Here is a 25,517-nt window from a genome sequence, read left to right as displayed (position 1 = left end):
TCACTTGACGCACTTGACGCACTTGACGCAATGGCAGCGGTTGACTAGATTTGTCTGGCCCCTGGTGGCATCCAGGGGAGAGCCCCGGCTGGCGGCAGAGGGTTCGGCTCCTGCCGGGATCACCTGATTCATCAATCTTTATCACCTGAGGTGCGCTGTGATTACCATCGGTATTGAACGCCTCTGCCAGGATTCCCCTGACTGGCTGGAGGGGAAACGGCTGGGCCTGTTGTCCAACCAGGCGTCCACGGATCGAAACTTTGTCCACAGTCGAGACCGGCTGATCCAGGCCTTTCCCGGGCAACTGACCACCATGTTCTCGCCCCAGCATGGCTTCTTCTGCGAGAAACAGGATAATATGATCGAGTCAGACCATGCTGTCGATCCCCATACCGGTCTGCGGGTCTACTCCCTCTACGGCGAGACCCGCAAACCCTATCCCGAGATGTTCAGCGAGATTGACCTGCTCCTGGTGGATCTTGTCGACGTGGGCACCCGGGTCTATACCTTTATCTGGACCCTGGTTCACTGTCTGGAGGTGGCTGCGGCCACCGGGGTGGAGGTGGCGGTCCTGGATAGGCCCAATCCCATCAACGGTCAGGAGGTTGAGGGCAACCTCCTGGAGCCAGACTGTCGATCCTTTGTCGGTCTTTGTTCCATTCCCATGCGCCACGGCCTGACCATGGGGGAACTGGCCCGGTTCTGCAACCTGGAACTGGCGATCAATGCCCGCCTGCGGGTGGTTCCCATGCAGGGCTGGCGCCGGGAGATGTACTTTGCAGAGACCGGTTTTCCCTGGGTCTTTCCCTCGCCCAACATGCCGACAGCCGCCACGGCCCTGGTCTATCCCGGCCAGGTCCTCTGGGAGGGGACCATGGTCTCCGAGGGCAGGGGCACCACCATGCCCTTTGAGATCTTTGGTGCGCCCTATCTCAGCCACCAGGAGGTGCTGGAGCTGTTGGATCCGGCCGAGCTGCCGGGCTGCCTGCTTCGGCCCCTGGTCTTTGAGCCCACCTCTGGCAAGTGGGCCGGCCAGGGCTGTGTCGGCTTTCAGCTCCATGTCAGCGATCAGCGTCGCTTCAAACCCTACCGCACCAGCCTGATCCTGCTCCAGGCCCTGCTCAGGCTCTATCCCCAGGATTTTTCCTATAAAGAACCTCCCTATGAGTATGAGTATGAGCGGCTGCCCATGGATATGATCATCGGCAGCGAAGGGATCCGGCGGGCCTTGGAAGAGGGGGTGGCGGTGAGTGAACTGGAGCGATCCTGGCAACAGGGATTGAACGACTTTGAGCGGAAACGGGCTGCTGTTTTTCTTTACGATGGCTGAGAAATAGGCTAAGGTCGAGCCCGCTGTCAAGCGCCTGTCCCCAAAAGGCCATTCCGCTCAAGCCCGGCGTCATGCTCAAACACTCTACTCTTTAATAGTAACCAACTATTAGCCCTATGGCTGTGGCGCTCTTTGCTGTTGCTCCGGGGGAGGTCCCCCTGGGCCTGAGGGTACCTTGGCTGGAGAGCTCCTGTCGGGCAGGCACCGGCGAGCAAGGCATGGGGGGAGGTGCTGCCAGGAAGTGGAACCAACCGTTCATCGGGTTGCCCCATCCAGGGAGATGGTGTGCAGCCCAGCTACTATCAGGATATAAGGAGAATCAGGCTGTGGCACAGGTGTACACCATCCGCCAGTTGGCTGACTATGTGGAAGGCGAGGTTCACGGGGATGCAAGTGTTCAAATCAGCGCCTTAAACGGCTTTGAACTGGCTGGTCCCGGTGAAATCAGTTTTCTTCAGGACAGCAGAAAATGTGACCAACTCAGCGCCTGTAGGGCCGAGGCCTGCATCGTTCCCCAGGGCACCCCTCCCCAGGCGATCCCCACCATTGCGGTCAGACGGCCGGATATTGCTGCGGCCAGGATTCACCAGCTGCTGCTGGCCGAGCCCTACCAGGCAAAGGGAGTCCATGGCTCGGCAGTGATGGGTTCCGATTGTCAGCTGCCCGAGGCGGTCACCATCGGAGCCCTGGTCTGTCTCGGCGATCGGGTCCGGCTGGGCGAAGGGGTGACCATCCATCCCGGGGTGGTCATCGGCGACGATGTCACCATCGGCGATGACTCGGTGCTCCATGCTAACGTCACCGTTGCCGAAAAGAGTAGGATCGGCAGGCGGGTTACCATCTACCAGGGGGCGGTGATCGGCAGTGCAGGTTTTGGCTTTGCCAGCGATGAGCAGGGCACGCACTATACCAAGCCCCAGGTGGGGACGGTCCGGATCGATGATGATGTGGAGATCGGGGCCAACTCCTGCGTCGATCGGGCAGCCTTTGGCACCACCTGGATCAAGTCCGGGGTGCGGATCGACAACCTGGTGCAGGTGGCCCATAATGTGGTGATCGGGGAGAATTCGGTACTGGTCTCCCAGACCGGCATTGCCGGCAGCACCACCCTGGGACGCAGTGTGGTTCTCGGTGCCAAGGCCGGAGTCACCGGCCATGTCCATCTGGATGACGGGGTGATGGTGGCGGCCATGGGCGGAGTCCATAACAGCCAGCCCAAGGGGGCCATGATCGGCGGTATCCCGGCCATCGATGTCAAGAAGTGGGGCAGGGCGGCGGCCGCCCTGACCCGGCTTCCGGAGATGTTGAAAGAAGTTCGCCGGTTACGTAAGGAGATCGATCGCCTGCGTGGACTGGTCAAGCGAGATGAAGAATAGTGGAGAACAGCGGAATGAGTACAGAACAGGAGATCCAACTCCCCATTGACATTAAAGGCATTCTCGATCTTTTACCCCACAGGTATCCCTTTATCCTGGTGGACCGGATCATCGAATTTGAGATGAAGGAACGGGTGACCGGCCTGAAGAACGTCTCCATGGGAGAACCCTATTTCCAGGGTCATTTCCCCGGAGAACCGGTGATGCCCGGGGTCCTTATCCTGGAGGGCATGGCCCAGACAGGCGGGATCCTGGCCTACCTCTCCGACCCCAAGATGATCGGTGAGAAGCTGGTCTACTTTGCCGGCCTGGACAAGGTGCGCTTCCGCAAGATTGTCCGGCCCGGCGATCAGCTGATCTTCAAGCTGGAGATGATTAAATACAAGCCTCGGCTCACCAAGATGGCAGGTCGTGCCTATGTGGACGACGAACTGGTCGCCGAGGCGGAGATGATGGCAACCTTTGCCTGAGTGTTGACCGGAGCCTCTTCCCGGCAAGATGCCGCCGGGAAGAGGTCCCTGTTCTTTTTATAGGATAATTTATGAGTATACATGCCACAGCAGTGGTCGATCCCCAGGCCAGTGTGGACAGCTCGGCTTGCATTGATCCCTATGTCATTATCGACGGCCCGGTCAATATCGGACCCGATACCCGGGTCTGTGCCCATGCCGTTGTTTCCGGGCAGACCACCATCGGGGCCCGCAATACCATCGGTTCGTTCACCTCCATCGGTGCCCCTCCCCAGGACATGCACTATAACGGTGAGGCCACGGAGCTGATCATCGGTGATGATAACCAGATCCGTGAGTATGTCTCCATTCACCGGGGAACCGTCATGGGGAGGAAACGGACCTTTATCGGCAACCACAACATGATCATGGCCTACAGCCATATCGCCCACGACTGCACCATCGGCGATCACGTGATCATGGCCAATGTGGCGACCCTGGCCGGCCATGTCGAGATCGGCAGCCATGCCAACCTGGGTGGCCTGGTGGCGATCCATCAGTTCTGTCGGGTGGGCCAGTACACCTATATCGGCGGGATGTCAGGGATCAGCCTGGATGTGCCGCCCTATGTGATCATGGAGGGGACCCGTAATCAGATGCGGATCGCCGGGATCAACAAGATCGGCCTGCGCCGGGCCGGAATGCAGCGGGAGACCATCAAGAAACTGGATCAGGCCTTTAAGCTGCTCTTTCGTTCTCCCCAGCTGCTCCTCAAGGATGCCCTGGCCAAGATCCAGGAAGAGCTGGCAGACTGCGCCGAGGTGGAGCAGATGGTGGACTTCTTCCAATCCAGCAAGCGCGGTGTGGTCAAGCGGACCATCGATGGCTGAGGCCTTCGGCGCGGCTACTCTTAGGCTGTCTTGAAGAGTGGGGCTCAGCAAAGAAACGCACTCTTCAAGAGCGTCTCTGTCCGGCAAGGTACCTTGATCGACAGAGACGAGATCGCCTTTTCCTTTAAGAATACAAGATATATGTCAGCCATAGGGCTTATTGCAGGGGGGGGGCAGTTTCCCCTCCTCTTCGCCGAAGCAGCGAAAAAACAGGGACGTCGGGTGGTTGCCGTTGCCCATGTCAACGAGACCGAACCTACCCTGGAACAGCAGGCCGATGTGACCTGTTGGATCAAGCTGGGACAGCTGGGAAAGATCATCAAGTTTTTCCGCAAGCAGGGGGTGACGGAGACGGTCTTTGCCGGAACCATCACCAAGACCAGGATCTTCAAGGATGTCTTGCCGGACTTCAAGGGCTTGACCCTCTGGAACAAGATCGACCGGCGCCTGGATGACGCCATCCTCAGGGCCGTGGCCCAGACCCTGGAAGAGGAGGGGATCACGGTGATCGCCTCTACCTGCTACCTGGAGCACCTCTTCTTCCCCCATGGGGTCCTGACCAGGAGACAACCCAGCCCTGAACAGCTGGAGGACATCCGCTTTGGCTGGTCCATTGCCCGGGAGATCGGCAAGCTGGATATCGGCCAGTGTGTGGTGGTCCGCGATCGTACCGTGCTGGCGGTGGAGGCCATCGAAGGCACGGATGCGGCCATCCGCCGCGGCGGTACCCTGGCCGGTTCCGGAGCCGTGGTGGTCAAACTGAAAAAACCGAACCAGGATTTTCGCTTTGATCTGCCGGCCACCGGTGAGCGGACCATCACCACCCTGGAAGAGGTCAAGGGCGCGGTCCTGGCGGTGGAGGCCGGCCAGTCGCTGCTCTTTGACAGGGCGGCCATGATCCGGGCCGCCGATGCGGCCGGAGTTGTGGTGGTGGGCCTGAAGGAGGACGAAAACGGGCTGCCCCAACCTGGCCCCTTTTAAGGAATCTGGTCAAAATCCTCCACAGCTGCGGCCAGGTCGGTGTGGAGCTCTTCTGCGCTTTCGTAAAAGACGTTGCTTGCCGTGGAAAAATGGAGCAGGATGGTGTTGAGCTTTTCCGGGATATAGGGAAAGAGCTTCTTGAGGTTGACCACCCTGTTTTGGGAGAGCAGGGAGAGGTCGCTCTCTTCCAGGCTGTTTAAGGCTGCGCTGCCCAGTTCAGGACTGTCCGCGATCTCGCGGGGATGATAGTTGCCGCGGCCGATGAGATAGAGCAGGATGTTGCCCAGTTCATAGATATCCAGGGCAAAGGGTCGTTCCGGCAGATAAAAATCATAGTCAAAATCAATCCAGGAAAAGATCCCGCTGCTTCGCTCCACAAAGATATGATCCCTGCGGATATCACCGTGGCGGAAGCCCTTGGCGTGGAGCAGGCCAATGGCCTCAACCGCCTTGAGGTAACGGCGCAGCACCGAGGGCAGCAGGGTGAAGAAGTACTCCTCATGGCTGCAGCGCTGGCGGTGGATATACTTATCCAGGCGGGTGCCGTTGATGGGGACCAGCACCCGGACCAGGTTGTCGGCACTGTCCAGGAGTGCTTCCCCCTGCATGAAGTGGGGATGGCCGCTCATCTGTTCCAGGATACTGGCCTCCTTCTCCGGGGTACGGTAATAGGTGATCAGGTAGTGGCCCAGGCGGATCTCAAAGGTCTCGTAGAAGACCAGCTTGATGATATATTTGTTGCCCGAGGCCAGTTCCTCCACCCTGGGAACCCAGGGCTTGATCTGTTCGTCGACCCCGAAGCGGCCCTCCTTGGTGTAGGCGGTGATCAGGAAATAGCGGTCTTCAATCCGGATGATGTCGCCATAGTCGATGGAGGAGAAGTCCGTGGTGTCGATGAAGACCCGTGATGGTCTGCGCAGGCTGCGGCTGACCCGGTGAGCTGCGAGCCTTTCCCGGATCTCCGGGGGCAGGCTGTCAGGGGCGGCGTAGTTCTTCATCAGCCCACCACCCAGACGGCCGTGTCCTTGGCGTGGTGAATCAGGGCGCTGGAGATCGAGCCGAAGAGGAACTCCTCGGACTTGGAGATGCCCCGTTTGCCCACCACGATGGTGCCGTAACGCTCCTCCTGTTGAAGGCGGAGGATGGCCTGGCTGATGGTGGTATCTTCGGCCATCAGGCAGCGACTGTCAATGGCCTCGGCAGGCACCCCTGCCTGCTGCAGCTTATCGGTGGCCTCGGCCAAATAGGAGGCCGCCGCCTCCTCCTGCCGTTGCCGGTAGTGCTGGAGGGTGTCGCCCTGGCGGTAATAGTCAGGGGGCGGAACCGGGTAGATATGGAGCAGGCAGATGTTGACCCCGCTCAGGTTGCCGGCAATACTGGCCACATACTTGACCGCATTCACGGATACGGGCGAGTTGTCGATGGCGATGATGATCCGTTTCCAGTCCATAGGGCACCTCAAGGATTTTGAACCGTAGGGCGGTATTGACCCTCCTGATGAATGATGCTTAGTGATGGGAGTGCTGTCTGCCGTCCCTGATGGTTTAAGGGGCGCCTCCGGGGCTCAGCTGTGGCCGATCCGGCTCAGCTTCCTCCTCTGCCTCCCTGCTTGCTTTTTGTTTATAAGGCTGTGCGTCTCGGGGCTCTCCGAGCCTGTTAACTGACAAGCCCGGAGTCCTCTTGCATGGACGCACAGAAGCTCTCCCAGGCTGCGCCGGGGTTGATGATGGAGGCGCCGATTTTTTTGCCGTTGCTCCCCTGGGATTGCCAGCGAGGCTGAACGTGGAGTAAGGGGATCTGGCCCTGATCATGGGAGAAGAGGGTCAGGATCTCGGTGTCTCTGTAGAGCCGGTTGGGCAGTTCTTTCAGGCAGACCCCCTTTGAGGAGATGTTATCCAGGAGGGCCACACAGAAGATACAGCCATCGGTGACGTTGACGCTCAAGGGGCTCACCGCTATCCGGCTGCTGCGGCGCTTGTCACCTTGGCCGGCAATACCCCCTGAAGGCGGGCTGTTGTCTGAACCTCGCAGGCGGCGCAGCCGGGTGGTGAAGCCCGGCGAAAAGAAGAATGCTGCCAGGCTCAGCAGGATGGCTATCACGATCAGAAGGATACAGCCAAGGGTGATCAGGGTGGACAGCATCTTAGTTTCTCCCCATGGTGACGGCTCTCTGCTTTCTGTGATGGATCGTTCTTGAATCCTGCGTTTGCCCCAGCCCTGGCAAGGGGCGAACGGTGATGGCGTTGCTACCCCTAAAAAGAGGTGCAATGCGTTACTTTGGGCAACGGGCTTTGTGATGATTATATATCGCGCTATTTTTGGAGTAAATAGCAATGCCTCATTTTTTCCGATCTTTGCCGGCCAAAGAAGCGATGATCTCTGCCTGATACCCTCTTGAGAGAGCAGGGGGATTGGGGTGAGCGGGCGATGGGGGTGGTGGAGGCAGGCCTGCCAGGGGAGTGGTCGAGTCGTCCGGAAGGAGCAGATCGATCCTGCTCCTCCCGGACGGTAAAGGGGGGGGCTCTCAGGTGGGACGGATCTCCACCTTGTCGCTGAGATAGCGCTTCACCTGGTCGATGGGCACCTCCTTGCGGTGGAAAATGCCCGCAGCCAGGGCAGCCTCTGCCCTGGTCTGGGTAAAGACCTGGAGGAAATGTTCGCTGTTGCCGGCCCCGCTGGAGGCGATCACCGGGATCGAGACCGCCCCTCGGACCGCGTTGATCAGTTCCAGGTCAAAGCCGGAGTTGGTACCGTCACGATCGATGCAGTTGAGCAGGATCTCGCCGGCACCGAGTTGCTCGCAGACCTGGGCCAGGGTAATGGCGTCCAGCTCACGTCCCTCGCGGCCGCCCTTGATGGTACACTGGTACCAGCAGTAGCCCTGCCCTTCAGGGCCGGGGATGGTGGTGGAAATGACCCGATGGCTGACCTCCTCGGGCTGGTGGACGTAGACCCGGCGCGGATCAACGGAGATGACCACGGCCTGGTTGCCGTAGACCTTGGAGATCTGCTCGATGGAGCTGAGCCCTGAACCGCTGCCCCGGGCCAGAACATCCTCGGCGATCAGGACCGCATCAGAGCCGATGGAGATCTTGTCTGCGCCGGAGCGGAAGTAGGCTGCCGCCACCTCCAGGGCAGAGTAGTGGTGGCCGTTGCAGTCGGTAAAGTCGCGGATGCCGCCGCCGATGGTCAGGGGGACAAAGACCTTCTTGGAGGTCTCTTTCAAGACCTTGATCATGGGCATATCCTGGAGGGGAAAGTCCCGAAAGCCGGTGATGTTGAGGAAGGTGATCTCGTCGGCTCCCTGTTGGTAGTAGTCCTGGGCCAGCTGCACCGGTTTGCCCAGGTTGCGGACGCTGCCCTCTTCGCGGACGTCGTACTGGTCGCCCTTGGTCACCACCAGGTCTCCCTGGTCATTGGAGCGCACATCCAGACAGGCTATGACCCGTTTGGCCAGCTTGGTGGTCGGGCCTCCATGGCGGAGGGTGACCGGCTGGCGGTCACCTGCCAGGAAGTTTTCCAGGACCTGCAGGCCGGCACGGCCGCTTTTCTCCGGGTGAAACTGGGTGGCAATGACATTATCCTTCTGGATGGCGCTGACAAAGGAGTAGCCGTAATCGGTGCTGGTCAGGGTGTAGGCATCGGAGGCAGGCGCCGCATGAAAGGAGTGGACAAAGTAGAACTTCTCCTTACCGTCCAGGCCGTTGAAGAGCGGCGAGGGCTGATGGGCCCGGATGCCGTTCCAGCCGATATGGGGGACCGCCTCGCTGACCTTGAAGCGCTGGACCGTTCCCGGCAGCAAGCCCAGACCCGGTTGGTCCGGGGCCTCTTCACTGTATTCGTAGAGGGCCTGGAGGGCGACACAGATCCCGAAAAAGGGCTTGCCCGAGTGGAGGTAGCGGAGCAGGGGCTCCACCAGCTCTTTCTGCTGGAGGATCTGCATCATGGCGCCGAAGTTGCCTACCCCGGGGAAGACCAACCGCTCGGCCTGGTCGATGGCTGCCCCGCTGTCCACCGAGATGACGGTTTCGCCCAGGGATTCAATGGCGTTGATGACCGAACGGACATTGCCGGCACCATAATCGAGTAGAGTAATCATTGTTTTTTATGTCAAAATATTGCAAGGGATGGTTGAAAAATGTACAAAGAGAAAAACTTAGAGTGGTTTGCGCCACAAGTCAAGATCATTTCTCTTCCCTAGGATTATGCAGGCGATACTTCTTGCAGCAGGGTTCGGCACCCGGCTGGCGCCCTACAGCTCCTTTAGGCCCAAACCGCTGTTTCCGGTGCTCAATCGGCCGTTGCTCCTGATCCTGCTGGACATGCTCCGCGCAGCCGGCTGCAGCTCCATCGTGGTCAACTGTCACCATCTGGCCGACCAGGTGGAAGAGGCCGTGGCCCCCTTCAGCGATGTCCTGCTCCAGCGGGAGGCGGAGATCCTCGGCACCGGGGGCAGTCTGCGTCTGGCCATGGCCTGGCTGGCCGATGAGCCGGTCTTGGTGATGAACGGTGATATCTACCATGACCTGGATCTTGCGGCGCTCTATGCGGCCCACTGTCAGGGCCCGGGGGAGGTGACCATGGCGATCCATGACTATCCCAGGTTCAACTCGCTGAGCGTGGACCAGGGGTGGATCCGCAGTTTCACCGTTGGACCGGAGCCGGCTGGCAGCCGTGCCTTCACCGGGGTGCATGTGGTCGACCCCCATATTCTCCGCCTGATTCCGGAGCAGGGCTTCTTTCATATCATCGACCTCTATCAGGAGCTCGCCCAGGAGGGACGGGTGGCTGCCCACCGGGTGGACGGCTGTTTCTGGCGAGACATCGGCACCCCGGCCGACTACCTGGCCCTCCACGCCGACCTGCTCAGCGGGCAGGGCAGTGCCGGTCGAGAGCAAGCCTGGCACCTGGCCGCAGATGTTCAGCTGGGGGAGGGCGTCCTTCTCTCCCAGTGGGGCGCCATCGGTGCCGGTGCCCGGATCGGTGCCGGTGCCCGCCTGGAGCGGACCGTGGTCTGGGAGAACGGGGTGGTTGCAGCGGGTAGGGTGTTGAAAGATACCATTGTCATGGCACAGGCAGAGGAGGCATCCCATGTCCCCTGTTGAGCATCACCCATCGATCCTGGCCCAGCTCGGCCAACTGCTGGGCCAGGCCTGGCCGGCGCAGGAGGTGGAGCTGGTCTCCCTTTTGCCCGATGGTTCCACCCGGACCTTTCTGCGGGTGCAGGGGGCAGAGCCTCCCCTGCTCTGTGTCCTGCCTGCAGGGGAGGATGCGGGGGGGCGGGCCGAGGCTGCATCCTTTTACCGGATCGGCCGTCACCTCCGGCGGCAGCAGGTGGCGGTTCCCCGGATCTATGGCCTGATCGAAGAGAGCCAGATGGTGGTCTGTGAAGATCTGGGAGATGACCGGCTCCATGATCTGCTCCTGCGAGGGGCGGGCCAGGGGGGCGGAGCTGCAGTGATCGAAGGCCTCTACGAGCAGACGGTGCGGGCCCTGGTTCGGATGCAGGTCCACGGTGCCCGCTCCTTTGTCACCGACTGGTGCTGGGACTCCCCCTGTTATGACCAGGAGCTGATGCTCGAGCGTGAGTCGGGCTACTTTCTCCAGGCCTTTTGCCTGGATTATCTTAACCTGGATGTCGATCAGGCCCTGGTCTGGGAAGAGTTCAGGAAGTTGGCCCGGGCGGCAGCCGGAGCCCCTGCAGATTTCTTTCTCCACCGGGACCTGCAGAGTCGAAACATCATGGTCCGGGATGGGGCGATTCACTTCATCGATTTCCAGGGTGGCCGCCTGGGACCCCTGGGCTACGATCTGGCCTCCCTGTTGTTGGATCCCTATGCCGCCCTGGAGCCGCGCTTGGCTGAGCATCTTTTGAACATCTACCTGGAGGAGCTGGACCGCTACCTCAGCTATGATCATCAGCAATTTCGACTGGAGTACCAACTTCTCGGTCTGCAGCGTAATCTTCAGATCCTGGGAGCCTTTGCCTTCTTAAGCAGGGTTCGCCAAAAACCTTTTTTTCAGCATTATCTCTACCCAGCCCTCTGCTCCCTGCTCGCCCTGCTTGCCGGGTCCTGGGCTGCCGCTTATCCTGGCCTGCGCGCCCTGGCGCTGCAATGTCGCAACGAACTTGAGAAACAACTATGACAACGAGCTCGCAAACCCTGGTGGCCCTGATTGGCCGTCCCAATGTGGGGAAATCCACCCTCTTCAACCGGATCAGCAAGCGGCGTAACGCCCTGGTCGATCCGACCCCCGGGGTGACCCGGGACCGTCACTATGCCCAGGTCAGCTTTGAGGAGCACCCCTTTACCCTGGTGGACACCGGCGGGATCGATGATGAGGATGATACCATCACCAATCACATCCGCCACCAGGCCATGCTGGCCATCGAAGAGGCGGATATCATCTTCTTCCTGATGGATGGTCGCCAGGGCCTGAACCCGGTGGATGTGGAGATCGTCGACATGCTCCGCCGGGTGGACAAGGAGGTCTTTTTCATCGTCAACAAGATTGACAGCCCCGACATCGAGCATGAACTGCTGGCACCGTTCTGGGAACTGGGCGTTGAGCAGCTCTGGGCCCTGTCCGGTGATCATGGTTATGGCTTCAAGACCCTGATGGCCGGACTCTGTGAACACCTGGAGGCGACGGTGAGCGATGAACCCCAGCTGCCGGAGAACACCATCCGGATCGCCTTTGTGGGCCGTCCCAATGTGGGAAAATCATCCATGGTGAATGCCATCATCGGCCAGGAGCGGATGGTGGTCTCGGATATCTCGGGCACCACCAGGGATGCCGTGGACACCCTGCTCAGCCGGGATCAGCATAACTACCTGCTGATCGATACCGCCGGGATCCGGCGTAAGGGTAAGACCACCGATAAGCTGGAGAAATTTTCTATTCTCAAGGCCTTGAAATCACTGGGACGTTGCGACATCGCCCTGGTGATTATCGATGCCGAGGAGGGGATCACCGAGCAGGATACCAAGGTGATCGGCTATACCCAGGATCAGGGCAAGGCCCTGATCATTCTCCTCAACAAATGGGACCTCCTGGCAGGGGACAAGAAACGGCAGCAGTGGCTCTTGAACGAGGTGGAGATGGCCACCAACTTCATCCCCTTTGCCCCGGTCTTCAAGGTCTCGGCCCTCACCGGCTACGGGATCAAGCGGGTCTTCCCGGAGATCGGTAAGATCCACCGTCAGTTTCACCAGCGCTTTCCCACCAGCAGCCTCAATCGGCTCCTGGAGGCAGCGGTGAGCCACCATGAGCCGCCCATGTACCGGGGGCGACGGCTGAAGCTCTTTTATACCGCCCAGTTGGGCACGGCCCCACCTACCTTTGCGGTGGTGGCCAGCGCACCCAAGGGGATTCATTTCTCCTACCAGCGCTACCTCACCAACCGTTTTCGTGAGGGCCTTGGCCTGGATCTGGTACCGGTGCGGCTCTTTTTCAAGGAGCGCAGCGGCCGCAAGAAAAAGTAAGACCGGCTTCCGCTTCAACAAAACCCTTCAGCTCCGCCCCCGGCCGCCTGCCGTAAGTAGCTTGGCCCTGGAGGCAGGGCCTTAGGGTGCGGGAGGGGGCGTGGTGTTGAGGTCGTTGGAGTCGGCCTTCTCTGGGGAGGCGTTCCCGGTGGCTGGAGTTGCTTCCTGGCCGGAGAGGATGCCCGAGCCCATCAAGAGATCGGCGATGTCGGCGGCATGGATGCCGATTACCCGGATGGCATCCATCAACTCCACGTGCACCGAGTGGGTTTCCAGGCTCTCCGGCCGGCCGGCAAACATCCGCTGGAGGTGGGCCTGGCGATAGCCTGAGGCCATCTCGGCATAGCGGTGCTTTCTGGTCTTGACCTTCTTGGCCAGGGGGTAGGTGAGGGTGGTCATCACCTCCTGCAGCCGCTGGAGCTGTTGGCCCACCTTGCGGTGATAGACGATCAGTTCCCGCTTGCCTTCGTTGGAAAAATCCTCCCTGAGCTGCTGTTTCTTGGTGATCAGGGGGACAACGAATTTGGTGATGATGTCGCCGATGCCTTCCAGGGTGTCCAACAGAGAGATCAGGGTGGAGATTTCCAGAGACTGGGCCTGGGTCAACTCTTTACTGTTGAGCTTGAGCAGGTAGTTGCGGGTCTGCTTCTCCAGAAAGTCAATCTTCTTCTCCCGCATCTCGATACCCTCAATCAGGGAGAGGTGCGGATAGATGGCGTCCTGACGGGGCTTGGCAGAGACAAAGGGGTAGATGGCGGCCCGGTGCATCCGAAAGAGGATCTTGGCCATGCGGGCGATCTCGGCCCGGGCCAGTTCTATGGCCAGGGAGGGGGTGGCAAGCATGGCCTCATCCAGGTGCCAGGTTACCGGGACCACCCCATGTACCTGGGGCTTATCGGGGTAGATGAAGGTGATCAGCCTGGCGATCGACCCGATCACCGGCAGGAAGATAATTCCCAGAGTCACGTTGAAGATGGTGTGGGCATTGGCGATCTGGCGGGCCGCTCCGGCCCCGGTGGTGGCGGAGATCTCCCGGACCAGGGCGGCAAACTGGGGGATCCAGAAGAGGAAGGCCGCCACCCCGACCACCTCAAAGAAGACGTAGGCCATGGCCACCCGTTTGGCCTCCCTGGCGGTGCCGATGGAGGCCAGGACCGCGGTGACGCAGGTGCCGATGTTGGCCCCAAGGATCAGGGGGATGCCTGCCTCCAGGGTGATCAGCCCCTGCTGGGCCAGGATGATGATCACTCCGATGGAGGCGCTGCTGCTCTGCACCAGGGCCGTGAAGAGCATGCCCAGCAGCAGGGCCAGCAGCGGTTGGTCCAGGCCCTTCATCAGGTTGATGAACTCCTGGGAACTTCGCAGGGGCTTCATGGCATCGCTCATCACCTTCATCCCGTAAAAGAGGATGCCGAAGCCCAGGAGAACCTCGCCCAGGGATTGGAGCTTCTGGGATTTAGCGAACATCCGCATGGCAAAGCCGACGCTGACCATCACCAGGGCGATGTCGGTGAGTTTGAAAGCCACCAGCTGGGCGGTGACCGTGGTGCCGATGTTGGCCCCCAGGATCACCCCCAGGGATTGGCCAAAGGTCATCAACTGGGACTGGACAAAGCTGATCACCATCACCATGGTGGCGCTGGAGGATTGGATGATCATGGTGACCACGGCCCCGGCGATCAGACCGATCAAGGTGTTGCGGGTGAGGGTGGCCAGGATGGAGCGCATCTGCTCGCCGGCAGTCTGCTTGAGGCCGTTGCTCATCTTGTCCATGCCGTAGAGAAAGAAGGCCAGCCCGCCGATGAGGCTGATCGTCATCATCAGGACGGAGGGTTTGCTGCCGGCCGCGGCGGCATGGGCGGGGCCGGACAGCAACAGCAGTGCCGGCAGCCAGAGCAGGGGCAACAGAAAAGGACGGCAGGGGTTGAGGGGTGATCGTGTGCTCAAAGGGGGGAATCCTCATTCATGGTTCTGGGTATCGGCAAGCTCAACCAGCGTAGAGAGCGCTGCTCCGGAGCCGATGCGAGGCGATCGACGCTACCTTTTCTCCTCTTTTCAGCCGGCGAGGCAGAAAAGAGGGTTCTGTCAGCGCTATTCAGACTGTTTGGCTTATGCTTGGCGGTACGCAGTTTTTTTTAAGGGTACCTTGAAGGGCAGATATACTCTTTTTTCAAGATACCCTAAAAGAGAGGAAAGGGCGAGCAACCTCCACCCTCTCTGCTGCCACGGTGTCGGATCGTTTCAGGCCAGGGAGCTCAGCCCTGAAAATCCTCTCTGTCTTCTCCAGTGTTTTCGCAGAGTTTTAGAGGAAAAAACAGCAAGGTCCTGGAAAACGCGATGAATTATTGACATTCCAGCTGGTCTTGACTAGCTTCTTGCCGGCTTGAAGCCGTTATCCCGGCTGGGTTATCCAGGCCATATTCAAAGGGCCTGAAATTTTGTAGCGGAGGAAATCATGAAGAGTCTCATCGGTGATCTGTTTGGAACCTCACCCTTTGGACCCATTGTCGAACACAGCAAGAAGGTTCATGAGTGCGTTGAGATGCTCTGGCCACTGATGGAGGCCCTGGTCAACGAGGATTATGCCACCATTCGCCTCTTGCATTCCAAGATGTCACGCCTGGAGCATGAGGCGGATCTCATCAAGGATGAGGTCCGGACCTTCCTCTCCCAGCGGACCTTTCTGCCGGTGGATCGCAGTCAGCTGATCGCCTTTCTCTCCCGCCAGGAGCAGATAGCAGACCTGGCCGAAGATTTCACCGTGGTGCTGACCCTCAGGGATACCCGAATCCATCCGGATATCCAGGAGGAATTCTTTGATTTTCTCAACCAGGTGTTTCAGGTAAGCGGCAACTTCCTGACCGCCTCGGTGGAGTTTAAGAACCTGGCAGGCACCGCCTTTGGCGGGGCAGAGGCCAGGGCTGTGCTGGAGTATATCAAGGAGCTCAGCAACGAGGAGTGGAAGTGTGACAAGATGTCGCGCCGTCTCTCCAGGCGAATCTTTGCCCTGGAAGGAAAGGAGTCCACCTTGAACATCCTCTTTTACGAGAAGATGGTCAAGATTCTCGGTGATATTGCCGACCAGGCACAGAAGGCGGGTGAGTTGCTGGAGATGATTATAGCAAAGCCGTAAGCTGTATGCAGGAGTATGGGGATAGGGGGTACGTAATTATGAACGGATTATCGACTTATGGAAGAGTAGAATGGAGTTTTCATATCTAGTTATTATTTTTACCGCCCTCTTGGGGCTGTACATGGCCTGGAATATCGGCGCCAACGATGTGGCCAACTCCATGGCCGATGCCGTGGGCTCCGGGGCGCTCTCGGTACGTGGGGCGGTCATTGCGGCGGGTATCTGTGAATTTGCCGGTGCGGTCCTGGTCGGTGCCCATGTGACCAATACGGTGCGCAAGGGGATTGTCGATCCCGCGGTGCTGGCCAACATCCCGGGGGTTGCACCCGAGGAGGTGGCGGTGATTCTGATCATCGGCATGTCCGGGGCCCTGCTCTCGGCCGCCTTCTGGCTTAACATGTCCACCTTGGTGGGCATGCCGGTCTCCACCACCCACTCCATCGTCGGTGCGGTGGCCGGCTTCGGGGTAGTGGCTGCAGGTTGGAGTGCCGTCAACTGGGCGAAGATGGGCCAGATCGTGGCCTCCTGGTTTATCTCTCCGGTGGCCGGTGGGGTGGTTTCTTTTCTGCTCTTCACCTACATCAGCCGGGCTATCCTGGGCAAGGAGAAGCCGGTAAAGGCAGCGGTGGTTCATTTGCCGGTGATTGTCTTTATCCTGACCATGGTCGTGATCCTGGCCACCATCTACAAGGGCTTGAAGCATGTGATCGGCGATTTTCCCTGGCTGGCCGGGCAAAATGCCGTCTGGGTCTCGTTGGCAGTGGCGCTCTTCACCTCGACCATCGCCTGGGCCTTTGCCCGTAAGCGCCTGGCGGCCCGTCATAACGATCCCCTCGGGGAGCAGATCAAGGCCGTGGAAAAGGCCTTTGTTCCTCTGGTGATCATCAGCTCCTGTTCCGTGGCCTTTGCCCATGGGGCCAATGATGTGGCCAACTCCGTGGGCCCGCTGGCTGCCATCATCCATGTCCTCAAGACCGGGACCATCGACATGAAGGTACCGGTGCCGGTCTGGATTCTCGCCTTGGGCGGCGCCGGGATTGTTCTTGGCCTGGCCACCTATGGCTTCAAGGTGATGAAGACCGTGGGCTACAAGATTACCGAGATCACCCCTTCCCGCGGGGTGGCTGCCGATATTGCGGCCACGGCCACGGTGCTTGTCTGTACCCGGCTCTCGCTGCCGGTCTCCACCACCCATACCCTGGTTGGCGCTATTCTGGGAATCGGCCTGGCCCGCGGCCTGGGCGGGGTCAACTCCAGGGTGGTGACCTCCATCTTTGGTTCCTGGCTGTTTACGGTACCGGCGGCAGCCCTGATGTCGGTGGTCTTTTACCTGGCAGGAAGCTACTTCTTCTTCGATAAACTCCTGGCAATCATGAGTGGTTGAGATGGGGGCTGACTCGAAGGTAACGTCTTGTTTTGAAAATATAAATAATCTGATCTTCAGCTGCGTGTCCGGTTCTTTGCTTGACACCCCTGCCGGTGGCTGGTATCACCAGAGAGGTATTTCCCAGTGACGTTATTGGCCAACGGATTGTGGATATGAAGAAACTATACGTACTCCTGGCAGCGATGCTCCTGGTGTTGCAGTGTCATCCGAGCCAGGCCGAGGATACCGTCCTCACCACCATCGAAGAGGCGGTCAGACAGTATAAGGCCGGTGATTATGCCGAGGCAGCCTCCAACCTGGATTATGCCTCGCAACTGATTCGTCAGCAGAAGAGTGAAAAGCTGCAGCAGCTGCTGCCTGAAGCCCCACCCGGCTGGCAGGCCAAGGAGGCTACGGCCCAGTCCATCGGCTCGGCCATCCTCGGCGGTGGGATAACGGTCAGTCGCGAGTATAGCAAAGGGGGGAGCTCCCTGAGTCTGGAGATCGTCTCTGATTCACCGGTACTGCAGTCGGTGCTGATGGTGATCAATAACCCCATGTTTGCCGGCGCCGGCGGCGGAAAGCTGGAGACCCTCAAGGGCCAGCGCTCCATTGTCAAGTATGACTCCAACAAGCAGGAGGGAGAGGTCTATATCGTGGTGGGCGGTCGTTTCATGGTCACGGTAAAGGGTTCCCAGGTGGAGCGGGCAGAACTGATCCGGCTGGCCGAGGCCGTGGACTATGAGCAACTGGCTGACCATTAGCTGCTGCGTGAGGAGAAAAATTGTCGGTACAAGGTTCTCCCGGGGAGTGCTGAACAGGTTTTTTCCGTGTGAGACAGGACCCCCTGTTACATCTGGTTAAGAATTGGCCTTCTTCCGGTGACAGGGGGTTTTTTTATTCGATTAACCCAAGAGGCGTGATGTGAACGGAGAAAAGAGCAAAGGGGGGTCGTTGAATCGACCGGTCAGCGATGAGGCCATCTTCAAGGGGGCCAAGGAAATCGTGGTCAAGTTTATCGAGGTGGGCCGCCTGACTCCAGGCAACTTTGCCGAGACCTTTGATCAGGTCTATACGGCGGTCAAACGGTCGGTGCGTTCTCAATGACCTCCTCTGCAGCGACGGCCAGCCTGGAGCCGGCCCTCAACCGCTGTCCTCCCCAGCCCCGACACATCCACCTCATCGGTATCTGCGGTACCGGCATGGCAGCCCTGGCCGGGATGTTGAAGACCCAGGGCTATCGGGTGACCGGTTCCGACCAGAATGTCTATCCCCCCATGTCCGATTTTCTGGCTGAAGAGCAGATCCCTGTCCTTGAGGGCTATTCTGCCGCTCATCTGGAGCCTGCCCCTGATCTGGTCATCGTTGGCAACGTGGTGAGGGCTTCCAATCCCGAGGCCATTGGCCTGGCCGATCGTGGGCTCCCCTACCTCTCCATGCCCCAGGCCCTGGCCCACTTTTTCCTAAGCCAACATCAGCCCCTGGTGGTGACCGGCACCCACGGCAAGACCACCACCTCTTCCCTCTTAGCCTCCACCCTTCACCGTCTGGGAGCCACTCCGGGATTCATGATCGGCGGCATTGTCGAGGCCTTTGGGGCCAACTACCACCTTGCCCCTGGAGGCGAACAGGGCAGACCGGGCGGAGGGGCAGGACCGGCTTTCTTTGTGGTGGAGGGCGATGAGTATGATACCGCCTTCTTCAACAAGGTCTCCAAGTTCCAACACTATCGGCCGCAGTGCGCCATCCTGACCTCGGTCGAGTTTGACCATGCCGATATCTTTGCCGACCTCGAGGCGATCAAGGATTCCTTTCGCGAATTTATCCACCGGATCCCCGACAACGGCCTGCTGGTGGCCAATACCGATGATCCGCTGGTGGCTGAGCTGGCACAGGCCGCGAGTTGCCCGGTACTCAGCTATGGCTTTGGCCGGGAATGCTCCTGGCAGGTGAGTCGGGTCGAGGTCCGCGGCCTGGCCACCGATTTTCGGCTCAGCTGCGGTGGCCGTGACAGGGGGCGTTTTACCGTGCCCATGCCCGGGGCCCACAATGTGCTCAACGCCACTGCGGTCATTGCCCTCCTGGATCATCTGGGATTTCCCCTGGAGGCGATCGCGCCGGGAGTAGCCGCCTTTGAGGGGGTGAAGCGGCGGCAGCAGGTGCGCGGCTGCGAGGCCGGGGTGACGGTGGTGGATGATTTTGCCCATCATCCCACGGCGGTCCGGGAGACGGTCAAGGCCCTGCGGATGGCCTGGCCCGGGCAGCGACTGATCGTGGTCTTCGAGCCCAGGACCAACTCCAGCCGCAGGGCAGTGTTCCAGGAGCTGTACAGTCAGGTTTTTGACCCGGCAGACCAGGTCATTGTCCGCGAACATCTGCCCCTGGCCGATATCCCTCCCCAGGAGCAGTTTTCCTCGGTCGCACTGGTCCAAGCCCTGCGCGAGCGAGGGCTTAAGGCCGATTATCAGGCGGATACCGAAGCCATCCTCTGCCAGCTCACCAGCTCCCTCAGGCCAGGGGATGTGGTGGCCATTCTCTCCAACGGAGGTTTTGATAATATTCACCAGCGATTATTGGCTGAACTCCGTGATTTCCCTTGACAGTTCCCTTTGCAAACCGCTAGGTTTAAAAGTTTTTTAATCCATTTGAGGTAAGCTGCGGTGAGGTTGTGTTCCGCCTTGTTTGAGCGTTGCCGCATCAGCCTGAGCCTTGGTAGGTGGTATCTCCATCGGTCACCTGCGACTACAGGAGGCGTGCAGCTGCGCTCATCATCAAGACTTCAGCTCCTCATCCCATATCGCTACAATCTTCGTTCCAGAGCAAGGAGTCCAATTTTATGAAAATAGCGGTGATGAAAGAAACCCGTCCAGGCGAAACCAGAGTGCCCTTGATCCCCGCCACTGCAGGGAAACTGGTCAAACTCGGAGCCGAAGTGGTGATCGAGCAGGGCCTGGGCGAATCCTGTGCCTATAGCGATGCAGCCTACGCTGAAGTTGGGGCAAGCATTGGTTCCGGGCGGGAAGAGCTGCTCAAGGGTGGTGACATTATCCTGCGCCTGCGCAAGCCCCCCCTTGAAGAGGTCGCCCTGATGAAGGAGGGGGCCATCCATGTCAGCTATCTCGACCCCTTTAACGAGGAAGAGCTGGTTGAAGCCATGGTCACGGCCAAGGTCAGCGGGGTCAGCCTGGAGATGATTCCCCGAACCACCATTGCCCAGAAGATGGACGTGCTCAGTTCCCAGGCCAACCTGGGGGGCTATGTTGCCGTGATCCTGGGGGCCCGGCAGTTGGATAAGATCCTGCCCATGATGACCACCCCTTCCGGAACCATCAAGCCGGCCAAGGTCTTTATCATCGGGGTCGGGGTCGCCGGCCTCCAGGCCATTGCCACGGCCCGTCGCCTGGGAGCAAGGGTGGAAGCCTTTGACACCAGGGAGGTGGTCGAGGAGCAGGTCAAATCCCTGGGTGCCAAGTTTGTCAAGGTGGATCTGGGCGAGACCGGCCAGACCAAGGACGGCTATGCCGTCCAGCTGACTCCCGAGCAGCTGGAGCTTCAGAAACAGGGGATGGCCAAGGCCTGCAGCCAGGCGGATATCGTCATCACCACGGCCCAGCTCTTTGGTCGCCCAGCCCCCAGGATCATTGACCAAACCATCATCGAGCAGATGCAGCCCGGTTCGGTGATTGTTGATATGGCCGTGGAGACCGGCGGCAATGTCGAGGGCTCGGAGTTGGATCAGGTGGTGGAGAAAAACGGGGTCAAGATCGTCGGTCTGGGCAATCTCCCCGGGATGGTGGCCCTGACCGCCAGCCAGATGTATTCCGCAAACCTGGGCAACTTTATCGAACATTTCTGGGACAAGGAGCAGGGCGAGTTTGTCCTCAACCTGGAGGATGAGATCATCCAGGGGGCCCTGATCACCCACAGCGAGGCGCTCTTCAGTGAGATGTACAAATCTATTATGAATAAGTGAGGATTGGAATGGAAGCCGTATTTTTAACCTTTGTCTTTGTCCTGGCTATTTTCCTTGGCTTTGAGCTCATTTCCAAGGTGCCCTCGACCCTCCATACCCCGCTGATGTCCGGGTCCAATGCCATCTCAGGGATTACCCTGATCGGTGCCCTGGCCTCTGTGAAGACCGATAGCCTGGGCTTTGCCGCCTTTCTCGGTACCCTGGCCGTGGTTTTTGCCACCATCAACGTGGTAGGCGGCTATGCCGTCACCAACAGGATGCTGGAAATGTTCAAGAAAAAAGATCAGGGAGAGAATAAATGAACCTGGGTGTACTTGGGATTAACTTTGCATATGTAGGCTCAGCCGCGCTGTTCATCTTTGGCCTGAAGATGCTCAGCTCTCCGGCAACGGCCAGAAAGGGGAACCTGCTCTCGGCCCTGGGCATGCTCCTGGCCATCGTGGTTACCCTGCTCTCCCACGGCCTGGATTACAGGTGGATCATCATCGGGATGTGCATCGGTGGCGGGATCGGCCTGTTTGCCGCCTATAAGGTGGAGATGACCTCCATGCCGGAGATGGTGGCCCTGTTCAACGGTTTCGGCGGTATCTCCAGCCTGCTCCTGGCCTGGGGTGAGTTTCATCAGCATCCGGAGATGTCCGTCTTTCTGGCTGCCGTGGCCTTTCTCTCGGCCTTTATCGGTGGGATGACCTTTACCGGTTCCATGGTGGCCTTTGGTAAATTGAGCGGTAAGATCTCCCAGCAGGCCGTGATCTTCAAGGGCCAGCACCTGATCAACGGTGCCATCCTGGTGGCTGCCCTGGCCGCTGCGCTGATTTTCAGCCTGACCCCGGCCTCCTGGGTTGGCTACCTCTTCTTTGTGGTCATCGTCCTGGTTGCCCTGGGCTTTGGCGTCACCTCCACCATTCCCATCGGTGGTGCGGACATGCCGGTGGTGATCTCCCTGCTCAACAGCTACTCCGGACTGGCCGCCTGTGCCGCCGGTTTTGTGATCTCCAACAACATCCTGATCGTTGCCGGGGCCCTGGTCGGGGCCAGCGGGATCATCCTGACCAAGATCATGTGCAAGGCCATGAACCGCTCCCTGGCCAACGTGCTCTTCTCCGGCTTCGGCACCACCACCGCCGCTGCTACCGGCGGAGACGGACCCCAGGGTGAGATCAGGCCGGCCACTGCCGAGGATGTCTACTATATCCTGGAGGCTGCAGATTCCGTGGCCTTTGTTCCCGGCTACGGCCTGGCCGTGGCCCAGGCCCAGCACGTGGTCCGCGAACTGGGCGACCTGCTGGAGGCCAACGATACCGAGGTCTCCTACGCCATCCATCCGGTAGCCGGCCGGATGCCGGGGCACATGAACGTGCTCCTGGCCGAGGCCAACGTGCCCTATGACCAGCTGGTGGAGATGGATGATATCAATCCCAGGATGGATACCATCGACGTCTGTGTGGTCATCGGGGCCAACGATGTGGTCAACCCTGCGGCCCTGGATGATGAGAACAGCCCGATCTACGGGATGCCCATCATCGAGACCCATCGGGCCAGGACCGTGATCGTCCTGAAGCGCTCCATGAATCCCGGCTTTGCCGGCATTCAGAACGCGCTCTTCTTTGGCGAAAACTCCAGAATGTACTTTGGCGATGCCAAGGCCTCCATCCAGGCCCTGGTGGCGGAGTTCAAGGGCTCGGATTAAGAGCCCACTCTATCGGCCCCCACCAGCCGGCCGGCAGCCCAAGGCAGCCGGCCGGCCCGACCTGGCCGAGATCCCAGGCATGCCTGAACAGGGAGTTCCTGGCGCCAGGCTCTGCTCGTGCCGCTCTTCAGGCCTTTCGGGCAAGGAGCCAGCGGCAGCGGGGTTCAGGTCCAGTCTCCCTCTCTCCCGGAGCCTGGGCGAAAGGGCAAGGCTGCAAGGCGGCCTGCAATCATGATCAGAAGACGTGAAGAGTTATGGGCCTTCTTGAAAAATTGCCTTTTCTTCCAATCTTGGCGTTGCGCTTAAAATTTTATCCTCGGAATATCAAATATATGCCTGCGGAAAAATTTAGCGCGCGCCTTAACCTTGATCCCAAAATCTCATTTTTCAAGGTACCCTTATGACAAGGCTTAACAGAAAGAAAAGAATCTCCTGGCTGCGGCCGATAGTGACCGGCGTGCTGCTGCTGATCTGGCTGGTGATGAATATTCGGGTGGAGGCCGGAGTGGCCTCACCCATGGAACGCGCTTTGGACGGCCTTGCCGGTGGAGTACTGCTCCTCTGGGCGATCTTCTTTGGGCTGAGCTTTTTTAAACTTCCCAACCGTTCGGGCGGATCCGGAGAAGACTGAGCTCAACCCTCGACTCGGCATGGCCTGCAGCCTGACAGCCAGGCTGCTCCCTTCAGTGCGTTCCAGCCACCGCCTCAGCTGAGCGCTCTCCTCCTGCGGCAGTGAGGATGAGCCCATGGGGGCTTGAACACCACCGCGGCCAGATGCTGCTCCATGCCGGCAAAGAGCGCCGCTCTTTTTTCATCTGCCGTCTCTTTCCCTCCCGGTACCTTCCCATGCAACCCCTAGAACGCACCGTCTATCAGACCCTGAGCTCCGAGTCCCTGCTCCAGCCGAACAGCCGCCTGGTGGTCGCTGTCTCCGGAGGACCCGATTCCACGGCCCTGCTTCATATCCTTGCCCGCCTTGCCACCCCATTGGCCGTGGAGCTGGTTGCCGTCTATGTAGACCATGGTCTGCGTCCGGCAGAGGTTCCGGCGGAAGAGCAGCTGGTCAGGGAGTGCGCTGGCCGATTGGGCCTGCCCTGGGAGGTGGTCCGGGTGGCCACCGCAACCGAGGCGGTGGCCAGGAAGTGGTCTGTGGAGCAGGCGGCCAGGGAACTCCGCTACCAGGCCCTGGCCCGGATCCAGGAAAAATACGATGCAGCCGCCCTTGCCGTGGCCCATACGGCCGATGATCAGGTCGAGGAGCTCTTGCTGCGTCTGCTTCGCGGCAGCAGTCGTAAGGCCCTCTCAGGGATGCAGGTCTCCAGCAGGGGGATTATTCGGCCCCTGCTCAGCGTCTTTAAGCATCAAATATACGCCTATCTTGAAGAGCGGCAGATTGTCTTTTGCCAGGACTCCAGTAATCGGGATCCGGCCTACCTGCGCAACCGTATTCGTCATCAACTCCTGCCCCTGTTGGAGCAGGAGTATGACCAGGGTATCCGTAAGGCCCTCCTGAAGACGGCGGCCAACCTCAGCGAAGATGAACATTATCTGGCCGGGGTGGTGGAACAGCTCCAGGCCGAGGTCCTTGTCTCGCAACGGGACTCCTGGGGACGGCTTATCTTTCCGGTGCAGCTTGATCGGTCCTGCCTGGCCGGACACCATCCGGCCCTGCAGCGACGCTTTCTCGAGTCCCTGCTCTGGGAAATGGGTTCTGCTGCCCAGTATGAGCAGATCATGGCCCTGGTCCGGGCAGCGGCAGGGGGAAGAAACGGCTCGGAACTGCATCTCAGCAGGGGACTGCGGGTGGGGATCAGTCGGGATCGGCTGAGCTTTGAATATCCTCGCGGCAGGGTGGCCTGGCGAGGCAGTGGTCGCTAGGGCCGGGATCTGATCAGCGGTGCGGGCCGCTCCTCGCTCCTGTAACCAGGGCATGGGGTGGTTACAGAAGCTCGGGCAGCTGAGACTCAGGGCGTGACTGCGACCCCATGAAGGATCTCAAAGAGGGCGTGGGGATCGGTGTCGTTGGCAGCACCAATCTCCTTGAGGGTCTGGCCTGGATCAGCCTGCACACCCTTGGCTTCCAGGGCTGCGCTCACCTTTTCCAGGTCAAGGCCGTACTCCTGGCAGAGATCTTTGAGCACCTTTCGTCCCAGTCCCGGGAAGGGCAGCTCTGGAAAGGGCTGGCTGGCTCCGGTCTCCACCTTGGCAGGCATTGGTTTGATGATATCAAAGAGCGCCTTGGGGGTGAGCTGGTTGGCCTGGGCGATGGCCAGCAGGGTCTGGCTCTCATCTGTAAAGCGGATCTGGGCTGCGGTCAACTGGGTCCTGATGGTCTCCAGTTCCAGACCGGTGCGTTTGGCCAGCATCTTTAAGGAGGAGAGCTCGGCGTGGCCATAGGGTGGCTCGCCGTAACGATCTGCTGCCGCATCCTTAAAGGAGCTGCCGAAATCCAGGATGGTGCTGAAGGGCGGTACCATGAGGAGGGTACCGACGGTAAAAGCCGCGGTCAGCAGCAGGGCGATGGTGAAATCCGGGGTAAAGATCTTGAGCTCCCTGGCCCTGTTTTTCATATAGGCCATCAGCGGTTTCCAGTTATAGTAGAGATGGAGGAGCAGAGCCGCCAGAAAGAGAAAACCCAGGTTGATGTGGATATCTCCCCATTGGGATTTGGATAGACCCATCATCCGCCAGTCCGACCAGTAGGCCACCCGGCCCTCAGGGACGATGTAGAGAACGATACTGGTCAGGGTCAGCAGGAGAAAGGAGAGCAACAGGGTCAGTGAGGTGATATTGCGGACACTCATGGGGACCTCCGGGCGGTATTGGGGGGTGAGGTGAGTTA

25 protein-coding genes are annotated in these 25,517 nt (G+C 59.6%); 18 read left to right on the top strand and 7 right to left on the bottom strand.

All coding sequences use genetic code 11. From position 1 onward, the window contains the following. Complete coding sequence (locus tag G494_RS27865; RefSeq protein ID WP_269746546.1) at nucleotides 1–132, bottom strand: hypothetical protein; 132 nt, start codon at nucleotides 130–132, stop codon at nucleotides 1–3. 25 nt (nucleotides 133–157) lie between these two features. Here G494_RS27865 and G494_RS0103000 point away from each other — a divergent pair, with 25 nt between their 5' ends. The 5 genes from G494_RS0103000 to G494_RS0102980 all read left to right on the top strand — a co-directional run bounded on the left by G494_RS0103000 (nucleotide 158) and on the right by G494_RS0102980 (nucleotide 5,026). Next, nucleotides 158–1,330 carry an exo-beta-N-acetylmuramidase NamZ family protein gene (locus tag G494_RS0103000; RefSeq protein ID WP_028583341.1) on the top strand — a complete coding sequence of 391 codons (1,173 nt, stop codon included), beginning with the start codon at nucleotides 158–160 and terminating at the stop codon, nucleotides 1,328–1,330. A 326-nt stretch (nucleotides 1,331–1,656) separates the two neighbouring features. Next, nucleotides 1,657–2,706 carry a UDP-3-O-(3-hydroxymyristoyl)glucosamine N-acyltransferase gene (lpxD, locus tag G494_RS0102995; RefSeq protein ID WP_028583340.1) on the top strand — a complete coding sequence of 350 codons (1,050 nt, stop codon included), beginning with the start codon at nucleotides 1,657–1,659 and terminating at the stop codon, nucleotides 2,704–2,706. Between the two features lie 14 nt (nucleotides 2,707–2,720). Next, the gene (fabZ, locus tag G494_RS0102990) at nucleotides 2,721–3,176 is read left to right on the top strand and encodes a 3-hydroxyacyl-ACP dehydratase FabZ (RefSeq protein WP_035245198.1); all 456 of its coding nucleotides are present in this window, start codon (nucleotides 2,721–2,723) and stop codon (nucleotides 3,174–3,176) included. Nucleotides 3,177–3,247: 71 nt separating this feature from the next. Then, a complete protein-coding gene (lpxA, locus tag G494_RS0102985; RefSeq protein ID WP_028583338.1) occupies nucleotides 3,248–4,045 on the top strand; it encodes an acyl-ACP--UDP-N-acetylglucosamine O-acyltransferase in 798 nt (265 codons plus the stop codon). A gap of 141 nt (nucleotides 4,046–4,186) precedes the next feature. Beyond that, nucleotides 4,187–5,026, top strand: a complete 840-nt coding sequence (locus G494_RS0102980; RefSeq protein ID WP_028583337.1) for an LpxI family protein — start codon at nucleotides 4,187–4,189, stop codon at nucleotides 5,024–5,026. Here the strand turns inward: G494_RS0102980 and G494_RS0102975 are convergent. The 4 genes from G494_RS0102975 to G494_RS0102960 all read right to left on the bottom strand — a co-directional run bounded on the left by G494_RS0102975 (nucleotide 5,023) and on the right by G494_RS0102960 (nucleotide 9,125). Continuing rightward, nucleotides 5,023–6,024, bottom strand: a complete 1,002-nt coding sequence (locus G494_RS0102975; protein WP_051305319.1) for a protein kinase family protein — start codon at nucleotides 6,022–6,024, stop codon at nucleotides 5,023–5,025. The two genes, G494_RS0102980 and G494_RS0102975, sit on opposite strands and share 4 nt — an antisense overlap. Further along, on the bottom strand, nucleotides 6,024–6,476 hold the full coding sequence (locus G494_RS0102970) for a universal stress protein (RefSeq protein WP_028583335.1): 453 nt from the start codon (nucleotides 6,474–6,476) through the stop codon (nucleotides 6,024–6,026). The genes G494_RS0102975 and G494_RS0102970 overlap by 1 nt, the downstream gene beginning before the upstream one ends. A 206-nt stretch (nucleotides 6,477–6,682) precedes the next feature. Further along, the gene (locus G494_RS0102965; RefSeq protein WP_028583334.1) at nucleotides 6,683–7,168 is read right to left on the bottom strand and encodes a hypothetical protein; all 486 of its coding nucleotides are present in this window, start codon (nucleotides 7,166–7,168) and stop codon (nucleotides 6,683–6,685) included. Nucleotides 7,169–7,550: 382 nt separating this feature from the next. Continuing rightward, on the bottom strand, nucleotides 7,551–9,125 hold the full coding sequence (locus G494_RS0102960) for an imidazole glycerol phosphate synthase HisHF (RefSeq protein ID WP_028583333.1): 1,575 nt from the start codon (nucleotides 9,123–9,125) through the stop codon (nucleotides 7,551–7,553). Nucleotides 9,126–9,231: 106 nt separating this feature from the next. Here G494_RS0102960 and G494_RS21635 point away from each other — a divergent pair, with 106 nt between their 5' ends. From G494_RS21635 to der, 3 genes are read left to right on the top strand one after another with little or no spacing between them, the layout of a single operon-like run. After that, a complete protein-coding gene (locus G494_RS21635; protein ID WP_051305316.1) occupies nucleotides 9,232–10,131 on the top strand; it encodes a nucleotidyltransferase family protein in 900 nt (299 codons plus the stop codon). Beyond that, nucleotides 10,118–11,173, top strand: a complete 1,056-nt coding sequence (locus G494_RS0102950) for an aminoglycoside phosphotransferase family protein (RefSeq protein WP_035245196.1) — start codon at nucleotides 10,118–10,120, stop codon at nucleotides 11,171–11,173. Before G494_RS21635 ends, G494_RS0102950 begins: the two co-directional genes overlap by 14 nt. Then, a complete protein-coding gene (gene der / locus G494_RS0102945; protein WP_028583331.1) occupies nucleotides 11,170–12,513 on the top strand; it encodes a ribosome biogenesis GTPase Der in 1,344 nt (447 codons plus the stop codon). The genes G494_RS0102950 and der overlap by 4 nt, the downstream gene beginning before the upstream one ends. Nucleotides 12,514–12,594: 81 nt before the next feature. Here the strand turns inward: der and G494_RS21630 are convergent, their stop codons facing one another. Beyond that, nucleotides 12,595–14,460, bottom strand: a complete 1,866-nt coding sequence (locus G494_RS21630) for a Na/Pi cotransporter family protein (RefSeq protein WP_153305739.1) — start codon at nucleotides 14,458–14,460, stop codon at nucleotides 12,595–12,597. Nucleotides 14,461–14,968: 508 nt separating this feature from the next. Between G494_RS21630 and G494_RS0102935 the strand changes: the two genes are divergently transcribed. From G494_RS0102935 to tilS, 10 genes are all read left to right on the top strand, one after another. After that, on the top strand, nucleotides 14,969–15,646 hold the full coding sequence (locus tag G494_RS0102935; RefSeq protein ID WP_028583330.1) for a TIGR00153 family protein: 678 nt from the start codon (nucleotides 14,969–14,971) through the stop codon (nucleotides 15,644–15,646). Nucleotides 15,647–15,716: 70 nt separating this feature from the next. Beyond that, the gene (locus G494_RS0102930; protein WP_028583329.1) at nucleotides 15,717–17,030 is read left to right on the top strand and encodes an inorganic phosphate transporter; all 1,314 of its coding nucleotides are present in this window, start codon (nucleotides 15,717–15,719) and stop codon (nucleotides 17,028–17,030) included. Nucleotides 17,031–17,185: 155 nt separating this feature from the next. Further along, on the top strand, nucleotides 17,186–17,776 hold the full coding sequence (locus G494_RS0102925; RefSeq protein ID WP_051305312.1) for a hypothetical protein: 591 nt from the start codon (nucleotides 17,186–17,188) through the stop codon (nucleotides 17,774–17,776). 160 nt (nucleotides 17,777–17,936) lie between these two features. Further along, nucleotides 17,937–18,119 carry a hypothetical protein gene (locus tag G494_RS27220; RefSeq protein WP_153305738.1) on the top strand — a complete coding sequence of 61 codons (183 nt, stop codon included), beginning with the start codon at nucleotides 17,937–17,939 and terminating at the stop codon, nucleotides 18,117–18,119. Continuing rightward, nucleotides 18,116–19,612: a UDP-N-acetylmuramate--L-alanine ligase gene (locus tag G494_RS0102915; protein ID WP_028583327.1), complete on the top strand. Its 1,497-nt coding sequence runs from the start codon at nucleotides 18,116–18,118 to the stop codon at nucleotides 19,610–19,612. The genes G494_RS27220 and G494_RS0102915 overlap by 4 nt, the downstream gene beginning before the upstream one ends. Nucleotides 19,613–19,848: 236 nt before the next feature. Further along, complete coding sequence (locus G494_RS0102910; RefSeq protein WP_028583326.1) at nucleotides 19,849–20,985, top strand: NAD(P) transhydrogenase subunit alpha; 1,137 nt, start codon at nucleotides 19,849–19,851, stop codon at nucleotides 20,983–20,985. A gap of 8 nt (nucleotides 20,986–20,993) precedes the next feature. Further along, complete coding sequence (locus G494_RS0102905; RefSeq protein ID WP_028583325.1) at nucleotides 20,994–21,287, top strand: NAD(P) transhydrogenase subunit alpha; 294 nt, start codon at nucleotides 20,994–20,996, stop codon at nucleotides 21,285–21,287. After that, a complete protein-coding gene (locus tag G494_RS0102900; protein WP_028583324.1) occupies nucleotides 21,284–22,675 on the top strand; it encodes an NAD(P)(+) transhydrogenase (Re/Si-specific) subunit beta in 1,392 nt (463 codons plus the stop codon). The genes G494_RS0102905 and G494_RS0102900 overlap by 4 nt, the downstream gene beginning before the upstream one ends. Before the next feature lie 400 nt (nucleotides 22,676–23,075). Next, nucleotides 23,076–23,306 (top strand): hypothetical protein, encoded by a 231-nt coding sequence (locus tag G494_RS0102895; protein WP_153305737.1) that lies wholly within the window; start codon nucleotides 23,076–23,078, stop codon nucleotides 23,304–23,306. 107 nt (nucleotides 23,307–23,413) lie between these two features. Continuing rightward, nucleotides 23,414–24,553: a tRNA lysidine(34) synthetase TilS gene (gene tilS, locus G494_RS21625; RefSeq protein WP_084456320.1), complete on the top strand. Its 1,140-nt coding sequence runs from the start codon at nucleotides 23,414–23,416 to the stop codon at nucleotides 24,551–24,553. A gap of 86 nt (nucleotides 24,554–24,639) precedes the next feature. Here the strand turns inward: tilS and G494_RS0102885 are convergent, their stop codons facing one another. Then, complete coding sequence (locus G494_RS0102885; RefSeq protein ID WP_028583322.1) at nucleotides 24,640–25,479, bottom strand: DUF4405 domain-containing protein; 840 nt, start codon at nucleotides 25,477–25,479, stop codon at nucleotides 24,640–24,642. Nucleotides 25,480–25,517 lie beyond the last annotated feature (38 nt).

This window comes from Desulfogranum mediterraneum DSM 13871, assembly GCF_000429965.1.
Lineage (GTDB): Bacteria > Desulfobacterota > Desulfobulbia > Desulfobulbales > Desulfobulbaceae > Desulfogranum > Desulfogranum mediterraneum.
Note: the sequence above shows the minus strand (reverse complement) of the source record. Positions and strands in the feature narration are given on the sequence as shown.

Excerpts from the sequence above, each read along its gene's own strand:
- G494_RS27865 (WP_269746546.1), bottom strand. The coding sequence starts at position 132 with ATGAATCAGGTGATCCCGGCAGGAGCCGAACCCTCTGCCGCCAGCCGG.
- fabZ (WP_035245198.1), top strand. The coding sequence starts at position 2,721 with ATGAGTACAGAACAGGAGATCCAACTCCCCATTGACATTAAAGGCATT.
- lpxA (WP_028583338.1), top strand. The coding sequence starts at position 3,248 with ATGAGTATACATGCCACAGCAGTGGTCGATCCCCAGGCCAGTGTGGAC.
- G494_RS0102980 (WP_028583337.1), top strand. The coding sequence starts at position 4,187 with ATGTCAGCCATAGGGCTTATTGCAGGGGGGGGGCAGTTTCCCCTCCTC.
- G494_RS0102975 (WP_051305319.1), bottom strand. The coding sequence starts at position 6,024 with ATGAAGAACTACGCCGCCCCTGACAGCCTGCCCCCGGAGATCCGGGAA.
- G494_RS0102970 (WP_028583335.1), bottom strand. The coding sequence starts at position 6,476 with ATGGACTGGAAACGGATCATCATCGCCATCGACAACTCGCCCGTATCC.
- G494_RS0102965 (WP_028583334.1), bottom strand. The coding sequence starts at position 7,168 with ATGCTGTCCACCCTGATCACCCTTGGCTGTATCCTTCTGATCGTGATA.
- G494_RS0102960 (WP_028583333.1), bottom strand. The coding sequence starts at position 9,125 with ATGATTACTCTACTCGATTATGGTGCCGGCAATGTCCGTTCGGTCATC.
- G494_RS21635 (WP_051305316.1), top strand. The coding sequence starts at position 9,232 with ATGCAGGCGATACTTCTTGCAGCAGGGTTCGGCACCCGGCTGGCGCCC.
- G494_RS0102950 (WP_035245196.1), top strand. The coding sequence starts at position 10,118 with ATGTCCCCTGTTGAGCATCACCCATCGATCCTGGCCCAGCTCGGCCAA.
- der (WP_028583331.1), top strand. The coding sequence starts at position 11,170 with ATGACAACGAGCTCGCAAACCCTGGTGGCCCTGATTGGCCGTCCCAAT.
- G494_RS0102935 (WP_028583330.1), top strand. The coding sequence starts at position 14,969 with ATGAAGAGTCTCATCGGTGATCTGTTTGGAACCTCACCCTTTGGACCC.
- G494_RS0102930 (WP_028583329.1), top strand. The coding sequence starts at position 15,717 with ATGGAGTTTTCATATCTAGTTATTATTTTTACCGCCCTCTTGGGGCTG.
- G494_RS0102925 (WP_051305312.1), top strand. The coding sequence starts at position 17,186 with ATGAAGAAACTATACGTACTCCTGGCAGCGATGCTCCTGGTGTTGCAG.
- G494_RS0102915 (WP_028583327.1), top strand. The coding sequence starts at position 18,116 with ATGACCTCCTCTGCAGCGACGGCCAGCCTGGAGCCGGCCCTCAACCGC.
- G494_RS0102910 (WP_028583326.1), top strand. The coding sequence starts at position 19,849 with ATGAAAATAGCGGTGATGAAAGAAACCCGTCCAGGCGAAACCAGAGTG.
- G494_RS0102905 (WP_028583325.1), top strand. The coding sequence starts at position 20,994 with ATGGAAGCCGTATTTTTAACCTTTGTCTTTGTCCTGGCTATTTTCCTT.
- G494_RS0102900 (WP_028583324.1), top strand. The coding sequence starts at position 21,284 with ATGAACCTGGGTGTACTTGGGATTAACTTTGCATATGTAGGCTCAGCC.
- G494_RS0102895 (WP_153305737.1), top strand. The coding sequence starts at position 23,076 with ATGACAAGGCTTAACAGAAAGAAAAGAATCTCCTGGCTGCGGCCGATA.
- tilS (WP_084456320.1), top strand. The coding sequence starts at position 23,414 with ATGAGCCCATGGGGGCTTGAACACCACCGCGGCCAGATGCTGCTCCAT.
- G494_RS0102885 (WP_028583322.1), bottom strand. The coding sequence starts at position 25,479 with ATGAGTGTCCGCAATATCACCTCACTGACCCTGTTGCTCTCCTTTCTC.